Genomic DNA, 14,379 nt, shown 5'->3' with positions numbered 1-14,379 from the left:
ACAATGACCGTCTCAACAGAGACTAATGAATCATTATAATTCGTATATTTTTGAATATTACTGAGTACATATGGAGAGGGAACGGAAAGCGGGTTACCGAACTGCTGCCGGGAACCGCGTTTCGCCGGTCGGCCCGTGGCCCGCTCGAAACTGTCTCGAGGAGCGAGCCGGTGGGAAACGTTGATACCGGTTGTAACTAACGTGACCGTATGACACACGATTGTTCGTTCCTCGAGGACCTCGACCTCGCGGACGATCAGGTTTCCGTCGCGGACGGGCGACGGGAATCGCACGCAACGGATTACGGGACCGAGCGGCTCGACGACGACGGCGTGCTCCCGGACGCCGTCGTCTGGCCCGAGCGAACGGCCGACGTTTCGGCGGTACTCGCCGCCGCGACCGACCGCGGCGTCCCCGTGACGCCCTACGCCGCGGGGACGGGCCTCGAGGGCAACGCCGTCCCGGCCCACGGCGGGATCAGCCTCGATCTCACGCGGATGGACGACGTCGTCGACTACCGACCGGACGACTTCCAGATCGACGTCGGGCCGGGGATCATCGGCTCGGACGTCGACGATCACGTCGCCGGCGACGGCCTGTTCTTCCCGCCGCTGCCCTCCTCGGGCGACATTTCGACGATCGGCGGCATGATCGCGACCGACGCCAGCGGGATGCAGACGGTCCGGTACGGCGAGATCGCCGACTGGGTGCTCGCCCTCGAGGCGGTGCTCGCCGACGGCACCGTCGTCCGAACCGGCTCGCGGGCGATCAAGACTTCGAGCGGCTACAACCTGACCGATCTCATCGTCGGTAGCGAGGGAACGCTCGCCGTCGTCACCGAGGCCACGCTCGAACTCGCCGGCCGTCCGGAACAGATCCGCGGGGGGCGGGCGATCTTCGAGACGCTCGCGGACGCGACCGAAGCCGTCTTCGACGCGGTCCGGACGGACGTCGGCGTCGCCCGGATCGAACTCGTCGACGGACTGAGCGCGACGATGGCCAACGACTACCTCGGCAGCGACCTGCCCGACGCGCCGATGGTCTTCCTCGAGTTCCACGCCAACCACGGCGTCGAGGCGGAGATCGACCTCTGTCGGACGATCTTCGAGGACCACGGCGTCGCCCGCTTCGAGATGAGCGACGACGACGCGGAGATGGCGTCGCTCTGGCGGGCCCGCCGGGAACTGGCCTACGCCGTCTCGGCGTACGATCCGGACCTCGAGCCGCTCCACCCGGGTGACGTGACGGTGCCGATCAGCGCCTATCCCGAGGTCGTCCGCGAGGCGAAACGCCTCGGCGACGAGCACGATCTCCTCGTTCCCTGCTTCGGGCACGCGGGCGACGGCAACCTCCACTACAGCGTGCTCGCCGATCCCGACGACCCCGACCAGCTCGAGCGCGCCGAGGGCCTCTACCGGGAGATCGTCGAACTCGCGCTCGAGCTGGGCGGTACCGTGACGGGGGAGCACGGCATCGGCCAGGGCAAACGGACGTTCCTCGAGCCGGAACACGGTGCGGGCGCGGTCGAGACCATGCGAACGATCAAGCGGGCGCTCGATCCGACCGACACCCTCAACCCGGGGAAGATCTTCCCCGAGACGGCCGACGGCGAGCGCGTCCGCGACGCGGACCGCTGAGGCGACGGGGCGCTCGTCACAGCGGCCCCCGAGGCGATGCTAACGTAGTTTTTATTGATCTGCCACGGGTTCGATCGATCACTCGCGTTCGGTCGGGGAACCGACGAGGTCACGGTTCAGGTGCGGCTCGATACACATGATACGCAGGATTCACGTTGATGTCCGGTCAAGTTGTCGTCTCCTCGGCACCGTTCTCAAGTATCTCTCGCTGACGCTGCTGTTTCCGACAGTAGTCGCGCTGTTCTATCGGGAGAACCCGCTGCCGTTTCTCGTCGCGCTCGTCGTCACCGTCGCCGTCGGCACGGGACTCGAGCGGCTCGAGCCCGATCCCTCGCTCGAGCACCGCGAAGCGTTCCTGCTGGTCGCGTTGACGTGGCTCGTCGTTCCGATGGTCGGGACGGTTCCGTACCTCGTCGCCGGAACGGGAACGATCGCACACCCCGTCAACGCGCTGTTCGAGAGCATGAGCGGGTTCACGACGACCGGCGCGACGGTCATGGGTGATATCTCCGTCGAAACCCACTCGCGGTCGATCATGATGTGGCGACAGCTCACCCAGTGGCTCGGCGGTATGGGGATTCTCGTCCTCATGGTCGCGATCCTCTCGGAGCTCTCCGTCGGTGGCACGCAGCTCATCCGGGAGGAAGCACCGGGCATTCAGGTCGAGAAACTGACGCCACGGATCAGACAGACCGCGCGAGCGCTCTGGCTGATCTACGCCTGCTTTACGCTCGCCGCCGTGGTCGTCTACTACGGACTCCAGCTCGTCGGACTCGCCGAGAATATGACGTTCTACAACGCCGTCGCCCACGCCCTCACGACCCTCCCGACCGGCGGCTTCTCGCCGGAAGGGCGCAGCGTCGAGGCCTTCGAACCGATCGTCCAGTGGGCGGTCATGCTCTTCATGATCATCGCCGGAACGAACTTCGCGCTTTACTGGTACGCCTGGCGCGGCCACCCCGAACGGTTGACGAGCAACACCGAGTTCCGATCGTACCTCCTGTCGATGGGCGTCGTCGGCGGCCTCCTCTCCGTGCTGCTGTTCCTCGGCGTCGGCCTCGCGATCACCCCCGAATACGTCGCCGCGGTTCCGGGCAGCCTCGAGCGCTCGCTGCGTCACGGGCTCTTCCAGGCGATCGCGATCGTCACGACGACCGGCTACGCGAGCATGGACTTCAACACGTGGAGCGAGTCGACGCAGGCGATCCTGCTGTTCGCGATGTTCCTCGGCGGCTCGGCCGGCTCCGCGGCCGGTTCGATCAAGATCATCCGCTGGTACGTCGTCCAGCAGTCCATCCGTCGCGAACTCTTCACGGTCGTCCACCCGAACGCGGTACGACCGGTTCGAATGGGCGGAACCGGCGACGTCATCGACGAGCAGGCGATCCACAGCATCTTCGTCTTCATCGCGCTCTTCCTGACGCTGTTCGTCGTCTCCACCGTCCTGCTGTTCCTCGACGCGCATCGAACGGCCGGCCTCGAGCTCTCGGCGCTCGAGGCGACCAGTGCCACGATCGCGACCCTCGGGAACGTCGGGCCGGGCGTCGGCGTCGTCGGCCCGATGAACAGCTACGAGCCCTTCTCCCGGGCTGCGAAGCTGTACATGGTCTTTCTCATGTGGATCGGTCGGCTGGAGATCCTGTCCGTGCTGGTCATCCTGACGCCGGCGTACTGGCGGTCGTAGGTCGGCGCCGAGGGAACGGCTACCCGATCTCACCGACTGCCGAAGGCGACCCCGCCGACCCGCCGTCCGCTGCCGGGTCGCGAACGTCGACGCCGACGATCTCGAACCGCGCACCGCCGTCCGTGCTCTCGGTCGCGGTCACCTCCCAGCCGTGTTCGTCGCAGACGTCCGCGACGATCGAGAGCCCCAGTCCCGTCCCGTTCTCGCTCGTCGTATAGCCCGACTCGAAGACCGCCGCCGGACCGTCCTCGAACCCCGACCCCGAGTCGGCGACGAAGAACCCGTTCTCGAGCGTGCCGACGGTGACGGTGAGCGCCGCCTCGTCGCGCTCGGTCGCCGTCTCGCGCCCCAAGCGGGATTTTGCGGGGCCGTGTTCGAGGACGTCGTCAGGACGGTACCCGTCCTGACCGCCTGCGGAGCCGTGCTCCACGGCGTTTCGAAACAGGTTCTCGAGTAACTGCCGGAGCCGCGTTCGATCGGCCTCGACCGTCCCCCCGTCGACGATCGACAGCGTCGCGCCGTCCGTGTCGACCGTCGACCAGGCGGCGCGAGCGACGGCCTCGAGCGCGATCGGCTCGTGTTCGACCGCGGCCTGTCCCTGTCGTGCCAGCGCCAGGACGTCGTCGATCAGCGCCTCCATTCGGTCGTGGGACTCGGCGACGGTTCGGACGTACTCCGGATCGTACTCCTCCTCGAGCAGGTCGAGATACCCCTTCGAGACCGTCAGCGGGTTCCGCAGGTCGTGACTGACGACGGCCGCGAACTCGTCGAGTTTCCGGTTAGTTCGCTCGAGTTCGCGCTCCCGGCGGACGCGCTCCGTCACGTCGTGGACGACGATGGTCCAGCCGATCGGCCGGCCGCGGCCGTCGTCGATCGGCGACGTCGAGTGGGTGTAGTAGCGGCGATCGCTCTCGTCCCCGAGCGAGAACTGAACGGGCCGGTTCTCGGCGTCGTTGGCCGCGTCCGCGCCGGTCGTCGCGCCCTCGGCGGTCCGATCGTCGTTCCCGCGTCCCGTCGCGCTGTCACTGCCGTCCGTCTCGAGCGTCCCGTCGATCGACGGGTCGATATCGACGGCCGGAACAACGTCCGCGATCGGCTCGCCGACGAGATCGTCGCGGGAGCGTCCGAAAATCTCCTGTGCGACCGGATTGCTGTCGACGATCCGGCGGTCGGCGTCGACGACGAGCACGCCGCTCTCGAGGTTCGTGACCACTTCGCTGCGCGCGATCGGTGCGATCTCGAGGAGGCGATACCGGTAGAGGCCGAAGGTGATCGCGAGCCCGGTGACGGTGAACCCGATCGGTGTCACCCCGATCGTCTCGAGCGACGAGGTCGAGACCACGGCCGTCGCCCAGGGGACCGTGATGGCGACGAAGACGACGACCCCCTGCCAGCGGTAGAGCCGTTCGCTTCGCACGATCAGGTCGAGAACGAGCACGGACGTGGCCGCGAGACAGAGCGTCGCGTATCCGAGGTGAACGAACAGTCCGACGTTCGGCTCCGAGGTCGCGACCGTCGCGGTCGATTCCCACCAGCCGGCGAGTGCGACGGTCTCCGTGCCTGCCGGCCCCCAGAGCACGTGGGTCCAGTCGTTGATCGCCAACAGCCCGGCCATGACCAGCGGCTCGATCGCCAGCAGCCCCTGTTTGCGGCGGGTGAGCCACCGATCCTTGCCCGTGTACTGCAGCGCGAACACGAGAAACAGCGTCGGGATCGCGGCGGCGCACAGCCACTGGAGGTTCGCCCAGTGTAGCTTCCAGGCCAGCGCCGTCGATTCGATCTCGAGGACGTGTGCGCCCAGCCAGACGGCGACCGTCGCCATGAGCGCGGAGAGGGAAGCCGAACCGGGGGCTGGGCGCGTCCGCCACGCGGCCGCGACGGTGCCGACGGCGACGACGAACGAGAGCAACAGGACGACGCTGTACGGATCGATCGGCAAGCCCATCCCTGATAGCTACCTGTGCATCGACGACGCCCAAGTGTCTACCGGCCGGTTCGGGTGTGGCGGGACGCGATGGGAACGGCCCCCGTGCGACACTCAGTCGTGGACCAGCACGTCGAGCACGTCGGGCCCGTCGCGACCGAGCGCCTCCTCGAGTGCACCCTCGATCCCGTCGGGCGTTTCGACGCGCTCGGCGCGTGCCCCGTGGCTCTCGGCGTTTTGCACGAGGTCGACCGCCGGCTCGAAGTCCATGCCGACGAACTCGTAGTCCGCTTCCTCGCCGCCCATGATGTTGAGCGTGTTGTCCTTCAGGATGCGGTAGTTGCGGTTGTCCGAGATGACGACCGTCAGATCGAGATCGTAGCGGGCGGCGCTGTAGATCGAGTGGGGGTAGTACTGGTAGGAGCCGTCGCCGATGAAGCCGACGACGTCGCGGGGGTCGTCCCGCTGGCCTTCGGCGACCGCAGCACCGACCGCGGCCGGAAGTCCGTAGCCGAGCCCGCCGCCTTTGTTCGAGATGTACTGCTCGGGTGCGAGGTCCCAGCGGGTCAGCATGGCGTACTTCGAGGTAACGCCCTCGTCGACGATCGCGGCGTCGCCCGCGACCCGCTCCATGGCGTCGACCAGTTCGGCCTTCGACGACCGCGGATCGTCCGCCGCGTCGCCTTCACCGTAGCCGCTCATCTTGGCCTCGACCATCTCTTTGACCCCCGCGACGTCCTCGAGTCGGTCGGCGACGACGTCGTCCGAGAGGCCTCCCCGAACGCGCTCGGTGATCCCCTGCAGGACGAGCCCCGGATCGCCGATCACGGCCGCGTCGGCGGGCTGGTTCTTGCCGACCTGCCAGGCGTCGTCGCCGACGTGGATGCAGGTGGTGTCGTCGTCGACCAGCACCTCCTCGTGGCGGGTAAGGGTCGTATTCGTCGAGACGCCGGCGAAGAGGATCGTGTCCGTGTCCATCAGCATCGCGGCGAGCTCCTCGCTGGTCGGCAGATAGGAAACCCACTGGTCGTGATCGGTCGGGAAGTCGACCTCGCAGGAGAGGATCTCGCCGTGGACGCGGGCCCCCGTCGCCTCCGCGAGTTCGACCGCCGCAGCGACGGCGTCCGCGCCCGAGCGGGCGATGTGATCGCCGACGACCATCACCGGATCGTCGGCCTCGGCCAGCAGGTCGGCGGCGCGATCGAGTTGTGCGGGATCACCGCTGCCCGCGTTGGGAATCGGACCCAGCCGCTCGGGTTCGGCGTCGGTTTCGGCCAGCATCACGTCCAGCGGGAGCCCGAGGAAGACGGGTCCCGTAGGCGGCGTCATCGCGACCCGGAACGCCCGACGGAGCATCGTCGGCAGGGCCGAGACGTCGAGAACCTCGTCGGACCACTTGCAGAACTGGTCGGCCATGTCGACCAGATCGCCCGAGAGGATCGGTTCCTCGTGACGGAAGTCCGTGCTGTGGTTGCCCGCCGTCACGACCAGCGGCGCGCCGACGATCTTGGCCGCGTAGAGGTTCCCCAGCCCGTGGGCCAGCCCGGGAGCGATGTGGAGATTCGCCACGCCGACCGGGGTGATCGAGTCGTCGTGGTGGGCGTGGTATCGCCGCCGCTGGGCGTAGCCGCCGGCCATCCCGACCGCGATATCCTCGTGGAGCCCGAGCCTGTACTCGAGGTCGCTCTCACCGATCGCGTCCATGATCGGCAGTTCGGTCGTTCCCGGATTACCGAAGACGTAGTCGACCCCGTAGGACTCGAGAGCGTCAGTGAAGAGATCCGCACCAGTATAGCCATCTGTCATGCTCTTTCGTGATACGGCACACCACATCAAATTGTGTGTTTCGGAAGCCGATTCCAGCGTGTGTGGCCTCGACCGGGGTATTATACGTCAGTTCGTTGTCCCTCGGGATATGGCCCTCGCGAGAGACGAGACCGGCGTCGGTCCGACGGCTCGAGCCCTCTGGTCGCAGGTCCATCCCGTCTTCATGACGCCGCCGCTGGCCGCGTCGCTGTTCGGCGCGATTCTCGCCGGGGGCGTCGACCCGCTGCTCGCGGCGGTCCACGTCGCCGCGATGTTCGCGGCTGTCTACACCGCCCACGTCAAGGACGGGTACGTCGACTTCCACGTTCGCGGCGAGGACGACGACCATCCGCTGACCGAACGGGGGTGTCGACTCGCGCTCGCGCTGTCGTCGACGGCGTTCGCGCTGTGTTGTCTCGTGCTCGGCGTTCTCGTCGGCCCGGTCGCGGTCGCACTGACCGTCCCCGCGTGGCTAATCGCCTATCACCACGCGCCACAGCTCGACACGAACCCGGTGACGGCGACGACCGGGTACCCGCTCGGTATCGCCCTGTCGGTGCTCGGTGGCTTCTACGTCCAGGCCGCGACGATCACCGCCGTTCCCCTCGGCTTCGCCGTCGTCTTCCTCACGCTCCTCTCGGGGATCAAGGTGATCGACGATGCACAGGACTACGCCTACGACCGCTCGATCGAGAAGCGCACCGTCGCGGTCGTTCTCGGCCCCGACCGCGCGTACGACGTCGCCTACGGGCTGATGACCGTTGCACTAACGGCCGTCGTTGCCTTCGCCGTCGCTCGGGTCTTTCCCCTCACGGCGCTCCTCGCAGCACTCGCGTTCGCCGCGGTCGCCGGCGTCGCGCGGCGAGCCGACCCCGAACTCGCGACCATGCTGCTCATCCGCGGGTCGTACGTCTTCCTCGCGGTGCTCGTGGCCGCCGTCCGGTTCGATCCGATCGGCCGACTGGTGTGAGCGAACCGTGGCGGCGACGACGCGTCCCGAGTGACGGGCGATCACGCGACCTCGGGGTCTCAGAGCGATTGCCGGTGTCCGCATCGGGGGCAGTACATGGTCCCGTCCTTGATGAGCGTGTAGCTCTCGTCACAGTGGCCACACGGGCAGCCGACCGAGACGCCGGCCTCTCGACCGATCGCGGCGACCGTGTTACGCAGCTGGGTCTGGCGACGCTCCGCGGCCTCGAGACGGCTTCTGAAGGAAGCTAACTCCGCGGACAGCGTTCGGTCGTGCCGGGGGTTTGGGATGCGCGCGGGGCGGGGAGTCATGAACCGTGTACGTCGCCGGTGAGCAAAAACGCATCTCCATTCGACGGTTCCCGTGAGAATCCACAAATCCGTCCGAATACGCGGCTTCCGTCCGTATCGTTCGTCTCAGTACTATCGACAGCAGCGTGCCGCGATACTGTACACGAGTGGATCGCGGACCGCGCGGTCGAGCGGACGACGATCGGTCGACGACGCGGGATTTCGACGTCCTGCGGAGGAGTCGGTACGATTCGGGTCAGTTCCGTCCAGAATGAGTGATTATTGGTGATGAAATTCTACAACAGACTTTTCGTCCCGTTCGTCGAACCGGGTGTATGGGGACATCCAGACGCGATAACACACACCCCGGGAGAGAGACGGTCCGAGCACACTACGATTGGGAGGCGACGACACCGAGTCAGGCCATCGTCGAGGCGGTCGCGACCGTCGAAGAAACGACGCCGGTAGCGCTCGCACGAGAGGCCGGAACGACGGTATACGAGCACATCGATCCGGACGCGCTCGATTCGCTCGTCGGGTCCGATCGGACCGGCGTCGTCGAGGTCGCGTTCGATATCGATCACCATCACATCACGATCGCGAGCGATGGCCGGCTCGTGATCACCGTCGGCGACCAGTGACCGCGACGGGGCGGCGTCTCGAGCTCACTGAGAGTGCGCCGGCCGACCGTGCGCTGCCGTTCGAGCGGGAGTAGCCGAACAGCCCTATTACAGAGATTCGAGGAGAACGCCCACGACTTTAGTTTCGGATTTCTGTCCGATGGCGTCTCGGAATCTCTCGTAGCGCAGCTGCATGGCGCGTCAGTGCCCACCACACCGGGCGAAGCCTGAAGAGCGAGCGTTGAGGACCCCCCGTATGGAACTCGTCGAAGCCACCGCGGACGACCTCGATACGCTCGTCGACCGCTGGTACGACCTCGCGACTGAGATGGAGGAGTACGCCGAATTGAACGAACTCGCCTACGCGGACGTTCACGAGGTCCCCGACGACGGCTTCCGCGCTCACCTCGACGACGAAGACATCACGGACCACCTCATCGTTCACGAAGGCGAGACGATCGGCTTCGTCACGCTCCGCGAGGGCCGTCACCCCTCCCGGCGGTACTCGAAATATCTCCGCATCGTAAACATCGCTATCGACGAAGACGACCGGAGTCACGGTCACGGTACGGCGGTCGTCGAGCGCGTAAAAGAAGTCGCTCGCGAGCGAGGCTGTGATCACCTCAAAGTTTCCTGCGAGTGGCAGAACGAGGACGCACGCCGGTTCTATCGCAACGCGGAGTTCCAGCCGAAGCAAGTCGACTACGCACAGCCCCTGGAGTAAGTCGACGTGAGTCGGTCTCTCTGCCCGCTCGAAACACTGGCGAAAACTCGAGGGAGAAATTATGACAGATGGCCGTTAATTATTGAGACGTGCTGCATACACAGCACACCAGTTCGCTCGATTCTCGAATAGCGGCCATTTAAGAACCGCATCTGATGAAGGGGGAGGGATTTTCCAGTGGTGACACAAATCGTACACTGATGGGGCTTCCCGACATAGATTCGGCTGTTTTCTTTGGGTTGATTACGATGGTAACGTGGGGAATCTGGGTAGTCCTGGGCAACGCTGCGTCGGAGTCCATCGATCCGAGGACGGCCGCCGCGATCTCCTATCTTGTTGCGGGACCCCTTGCACTCGGATTCATCCTCGTGTCAGACGCATCGCTCGCCATTACTGCGAGAGGAGGACTGCTCGCTGGTACGGCCGGATTGTTCACCGGAATCGGCCTCATTTCGATGTACGTCGGCCTCTCCGGAGGGTCAACGACGATCGTCTCCACGCTCGGTGCGATGTACTTCGTCATCGCGGCCGTCATCGGTATGGTCGTCCTCGGAGACGACGTTACGATAACGAGGCTTGCCGGGATAGCGTTCGCAGTTATTGGGGTCGTCTTGGTCACCCGATAGATCCGCCCTGCGTAATTGTTGGGCACCGAATAGTACTACCAGTACTACCGAAACAAGCGAGTCAACGCGCGCCTTCCACGACGCAGAGAGACGTCGCGGTTCGTGCGAACGCTCTCAATTCGTACTCACGATCTTGATCACGTCGCCCTCCTCGAGTTCGTAGTCCTCGCCGACTTCGCGCTTCGATCTGGCGTCGACCGCGTGCAGATAGCCGTCGCCGATGTCCGAGTGCACGGCGTAGGCGAGATCGACCGGGGTCGATCCGTCGGGCAGCAGGAAGGCGTCGGGCAAGACGTTGCCGCTCCCGTCGGACCACTTCGAGGCGTCCTCGACCGGGTAGGCGGTGAGGTGGTCGAGCAGGTCGTAGACCGCGTGGTCGAGCGCCGCCTGCACGCCGGTGCCGTCCCACTCGGCCATGGTGTTCGCGAGCCCCTCGAGGGCCTCGCGCTGGGCGTCGGTGACGCCGTCGCCGATCTCGATCGTCTCGTCGCCGGGGTCGTACTCGATCAGGCCGTTGTCGGCGGCCCGCCGGAGGGCGAGTTCGCCCTCCGCCGTCGTGGGAATCACCGGTTTGTCCAGCTCGAGCAGGCGATCGACGTTCTCCGTGGGGGCGACGTCGATCTTGTTCGCCGCGACGACGATCGGCTTGGTTCGCTGGCGAACGTCCCGAGCGAGGGCTTCCCGGTGGTCGTCCTCCCACTGGATCGGGTCGTCCGGATAGTCGAGATTGCGGAGGACGATCGCGATCTGTTTCGGCGACGCGCCGAAGCCCGAGAGCATGTCCGCCAGCGCGTCGTCGATGTCGAAGTCGGGCGAGCGGGACTTGCGTTCGACCGACTCCCAGTTGCGTTCGACGATGCCCGCCAGCCAGAGGTCCATCTCCTCCTCGATAAAGTCGATGTCCTCGAGCGGGTCGTGATCGCCGATATCGACGGGTTCGCCCTTCTCGTTGGTCCCGCCGGAGGCGTCGACCACGTTGACGATCACGTCCGCGTTCGTGAGCTCGTCGAGGAACTGATTGCCCAGTCCCTTCCCCTCGTGGGCCCCCGGGACGAGTCCCGCCACGTCCAGCAGTTCGATCGGGACGTAGCGCTTGCCGTCCTCGCAGTTGTCGGCGTTACAGCGCTCGTCGCGCTCGAGGCAGGGACACGCCGTCCGGACGTAGCTCACCCCGCGGTTGGCATCGATCGTCGTGAAGGGATAGTTGGCGACGTCTACCTCCGCCATCGTCGCCGCCGTGTAGAACGTGGACTTGCCGGCGTTGGGTTTCCCGGCAAGCGCGATCGAAAGCATGGCTCAGGGTAGCAGGGTCCGGGAAAACTACCTTTCGATTCCGCACCCCGGGTTCCGACGGGGAGTCGACTCCCGGATCGGAATTTCGACGACCGTTATCTGGTACCCGGTTCGAACGACTCGAGGACGACCGACGCCTCGCGGACCCCCTCTTCGAAGACGGCGTGATCCGACGCCGAGACGCGGTCCGCGTGTGGGTTCCAGTCGACGGCTCGGATCGCGCGCAGTTCGGGCAGCGTCGCGTGTCGAAGACCGACCGCGACGGCGTCGACGGAGTCGTCCGTGTGATACGAGACGGCGCGGGCGAGCGCGTCGACGGACCGCGTCTCGCCGTTCCACTCGTGGTAGAGCACGGCGAGCGCGAGTCGAGCGCGTTCCTTCCGGAGCACCTCGAGGACCGTCTCCGCCGTCGACGGGACGGAGACGACGGCGTCGACGCCGGGATCCGTCGCCGACGTCGGATCCATCTCGACGGCGGTATCCGAGTCGTCGCGCTCGGCCGGCCCCGTCGGGCGGACTGGCTCCGCGGGTCGGATCGCGGTGTCGGCGTCCACCGACGTGGCGGCCCGCGAGGCCGGCTCCGCGGTCACCGACGCGTCCGGCGTTGCGTCGTCACCGATCGCCGTCCCGGCGGCCGTCTCGTCGGTCGCGGCCTTCGTTTCGGCGGTCTCCGTCGACCGGTCAGCGGTCGACTCCGAATCGTCGGCGGTCGCCCGCGACGGATCGGCGCTCGAGTCACAGTCGCTCTCGCGAACACCGGACGGGGCGGCGGACGGTGCCGACGGAACCGGTCGCGGCTTCCGAACGCCGGTCGCGAAGCCGGTCGCACCGCCGACCGCCGCGAGGATCGTCACCAGCGAGAGCGGATCGCTGATCGTCCCTCCCTCGAGGGCCACGTAGCCGACCAGCCAGCCGCCGAGCGCGCAGGCGACCACGACTCCGATCGAGACCCGCGTCGCGACGCGCTGGCGGACGTCGGCCGAGACGTCGTGGCGAGCCAGCCAGACGCCGCCGGTGGCCAGTCCGGTCGGGACGAACAACGAGACGAACAGTTCGAACGCGACGACCGGTTGCGGGTCCGGCGTCTCGAGCGTTCGGACGGTCCCCGCGACCGCGAGCGCGAGGCCCATCGCGACGATCGCGGCGGTCGACTCCCCCCACCCCTCCCAGTCGTATCGTCCGGGGGTAGCGAAACGCATACCTCCACGTTTCAGGGACTGTCGTATAAAATGGACTGCTCGCGAGTCGACACGTTCGTCGACCGCGGCTCCGACTCGACGACTCTCGTCGACGCGGTCACAACTCGACGGCCATCATCACCTCGTCGACGTAGTGGCCGTTGAGTTTGTAGTGATCTTCCCGGATCGCCTCCGTCTCCCAGTCGTGTTCCTCGAGGAACGAGATCGCGTCTTCGTTGGTCGAGGGGACGCTCTGGTAGACCTTCTCGTAACCGTTGGACGCGGCCCACTCGAGGCCGCGCGCGAGGAGGTGGGAGCCGACGCCGTGCCCGCGGTACTCGTCGAGAACGCCGACCGTGAGCTCCGCGGTGTGGCTCAACTTCTCCAACTCCGGCGCGTGGAGGTGGACCCAGCCGACGACGTCGCTCTCGACCGTGGCGACGAAGAACATCCGCGACTGGAGTTCGTTGTGCCGGAGTAGCGCGTCCTCGTGATCGATCTCGTCGGCGACGCTCTCGGCTTCGATGTACGTTTTCTCTTCCGCGACCTGTCGGATCGCGCCGACGATCCCCGTCAGATCCTCCTGTCTCGCCGGCCGAATGTGGAACTCGAGCGCGTCGGAGACGTACTCCTCTTCGGCACCCGCATCGATGGTTACCCGGAGTTTTCCGTCCGCTTCCTCGAGTCGACCGTCCCGTTTGAGGATCGCGACGTGGTGACGGAACCCGCCGGGATCGATGTCGAGCCGTTCCTGCGTCTCTTCGGGGTCGACCGCGCCGTGTCGCTCGACGTACTCGTATATGTCTTTGCGATCCGCGTGACCGAACTCGAGCGCATCAGTCGATTCCATGATACATGATACCACCCAACAATACTTAATCCTTGTCGAGCGACGTCGATTCGAACGGCGGTAGCGACGCCGCGTCCGGGTCCGTTCCAGGAGGGGGTGCAGTCGGCCGTTCGCGGCAGCCGTGCGACCGACGGCTCGGCGGGGCGGGCCCGAACCGGCACGGTAACTTAAGATGCCAACTGGTACAGCCGGAGGGCCTTCTATCGGTAGTTCGTCCGTCAGCGTGCGTGAGATGACCCGTCGGAGACGGCGGGACACTCGACAGGTGTCCATCTCGCGTCCCTATGATCGGAGCGAACGTGGTGGTTGCTGGCTGTGCGCTCGCCCTCGCGGTAGCGATCGGATTGGTGGCCCACGAGTGGACCCACGCGGCGGTCCTTCGACTGGCGCGTGTCGAGTACTCGGTCTCCTATTTCCCCGGTCGGTCCGACGGACTCGTTGCGCTGCTCACGACGCGCCCCTGGGCTGCCGTCTATCCCCGGCCGACCGGTCGGGAGCCGCCCTGGACGCTCCGAGTCGCGGCGCTCGCACCCGCCCTCCTCGCGCTTCCCGTCTTCGGACTGGCCGCCGCCGGCTACGTGACGACCGAGACGCCGGTCGTCGCCGCTGCGGCCATCGGCTGGCTCGCCTGTGCACTGCCCAGTCCGCAGGACTTTTCGGTCGCCTTTCACGCACACCGACTCCTCGAGCGGTCGGTCGAGACGGACGCGGCAGTCGTCTCCCGCGCCGACTGACGGTCGTCGTTCGGCTGTCGCGTCACGGTTCGAAAATCCGCCG

General features: G+C 66.3%; 13 protein-coding genes. 7 read left to right on the top strand and 6 right to left on the bottom strand.

Annotation, left to right across the window (positions count from 1 at the left end; genetic code table 11):
• Window positions 1-209: 209 nt before the first annotated feature.
• The gene (locus tag BMX07_RS03430; protein ID WP_090613725.1) at window positions 210-1,637 is read left to right on the top strand and encodes an FAD-binding oxidoreductase; all 1,428 of its coding nucleotides are present in this window, start codon (window positions 210-212) and stop codon (window positions 1,635-1,637) included.
• Between the two features lie 136 nt (window positions 1,638-1,773).
• Window positions 1,774-3,321 (top strand): TrkH family potassium uptake protein, encoded by a 1,548-nt coding sequence (locus BMX07_RS03425; protein WP_090613722.1) that lies wholly within the window; start codon window positions 1,774-1,776, stop codon window positions 3,319-3,321.
• Between the two features lie 19 nt (window positions 3,322-3,340).
• Here BMX07_RS03425 and BMX07_RS03420 read toward each other — a convergent pair whose 3' ends face one another.
• Window positions 3,341-5,266 (bottom strand): sensor histidine kinase, encoded by a 1,926-nt coding sequence (locus BMX07_RS03420; protein ID WP_090613719.1) that lies wholly within the window; start codon window positions 5,264-5,266, stop codon window positions 3,341-3,343.
• 93 nt (window positions 5,267-5,359) lie between these two features.
• Entirely contained in the window at window positions 5,360-7,051 is a 1,692-nt protein-coding gene (locus tag BMX07_RS03415; RefSeq protein WP_090613717.1) for a thiamine pyrophosphate-binding protein, read from the bottom strand.
• Window positions 7,052-7,160: 109 nt separating this feature from the next.
• Here BMX07_RS03415 and BMX07_RS03410 point away from each other — a divergent pair, with 109 nt between their 5' ends.
• Window positions 7,161-8,021, top strand: coding sequence for a UbiA family prenyltransferase (locus tag BMX07_RS03410; RefSeq protein ID WP_090613714.1), 861 nt, complete (start codon window positions 7,161-7,163; stop codon window positions 8,019-8,021).
• 59 nt (window positions 8,022-8,080) lie between these two features.
• Here BMX07_RS03410 and BMX07_RS03405 read toward each other — a convergent pair whose 3' ends face one another.
• Entirely contained in the window at window positions 8,081-8,332 is a 252-nt protein-coding gene (locus BMX07_RS03405; protein ID WP_175480027.1) for a hypothetical protein, read from the bottom strand.
• A 314-nt stretch (window positions 8,333-8,646) separates the two neighbouring features.
• Between BMX07_RS03405 and BMX07_RS03400 the strand changes: the two genes are divergently transcribed.
• The 3 genes from BMX07_RS03400 to BMX07_RS03390 all read left to right on the top strand — a co-directional run bounded on the left by BMX07_RS03400 (window position 8,647) and on the right by BMX07_RS03390 (window position 10,281).
• Window positions 8,647-8,952 (top strand): HalOD1 output domain-containing protein, encoded by a 306-nt coding sequence (locus tag BMX07_RS03400; protein ID WP_090613711.1) that lies wholly within the window; start codon window positions 8,647-8,649, stop codon window positions 8,950-8,952.
• Window positions 8,953-9,187: 235 nt separating this feature from the next.
• Window positions 9,188-9,655: a GNAT family N-acetyltransferase gene (locus BMX07_RS03395; RefSeq protein ID WP_090613707.1), complete on the top strand. Its 468-nt coding sequence runs from the start codon at window positions 9,188-9,190 to the stop codon at window positions 9,653-9,655.
• Window positions 9,656-9,855: 200 nt separating this feature from the next.
• The gene (locus BMX07_RS03390) at window positions 9,856-10,281 is read left to right on the top strand and encodes an EamA family transporter (RefSeq protein ID WP_090613704.1); all 426 of its coding nucleotides are present in this window, start codon (window positions 9,856-9,858) and stop codon (window positions 10,279-10,281) included.
• A gap of 114 nt (window positions 10,282-10,395) precedes the next feature.
• On the opposite strand, the gene BMX07_RS03385 is transcribed toward BMX07_RS03390, so the two are convergent.
• From BMX07_RS03385 to BMX07_RS03375, 3 genes are all read right to left on the bottom strand, one after another.
• Window positions 10,396-11,574 carry a redox-regulated ATPase YchF gene (locus tag BMX07_RS03385; protein ID WP_090613700.1) on the bottom strand — a complete coding sequence of 393 codons (1,179 nt, stop codon included), beginning with the start codon at window positions 11,572-11,574 and terminating at the stop codon, window positions 10,396-10,398.
• Window positions 11,575-11,669: 95 nt separating this feature from the next.
• Complete coding sequence (locus BMX07_RS03380; RefSeq protein WP_090613697.1) at window positions 11,670-12,773, bottom strand: hypothetical protein; 1,104 nt, start codon at window positions 12,771-12,773, stop codon at window positions 11,670-11,672.
• Between the two features lie 97 nt (window positions 12,774-12,870).
• Window positions 12,871-13,602: a GNAT family N-acetyltransferase gene (locus BMX07_RS03375; RefSeq protein WP_090613695.1), complete on the bottom strand. Its 732-nt coding sequence runs from the start codon at window positions 13,600-13,602 to the stop codon at window positions 12,871-12,873.
• Window positions 13,603-13,886: 284 nt separating this feature from the next.
• Here BMX07_RS03375 and BMX07_RS03370 point away from each other — a divergent pair, with 284 nt between their 5' ends.
• Window positions 13,887-14,336 (top strand): hypothetical protein, encoded by a 450-nt coding sequence (locus BMX07_RS03370; RefSeq protein WP_090613692.1) that lies wholly within the window; start codon window positions 13,887-13,889, stop codon window positions 14,334-14,336.
• Window positions 14,337-14,379 lie beyond the last annotated feature (43 nt).

The sequence above is a fragment of the Natrinema salaciae genome (assembly GCF_900110865.1).
GTDB classification, from domain to species: domain Archaea; phylum Halobacteriota; class Halobacteria; order Halobacteriales; family Natrialbaceae; genus Natrinema; species Natrinema salaciae.
This window is presented reverse-complemented; position numbering and strand designations above follow the sequence as displayed.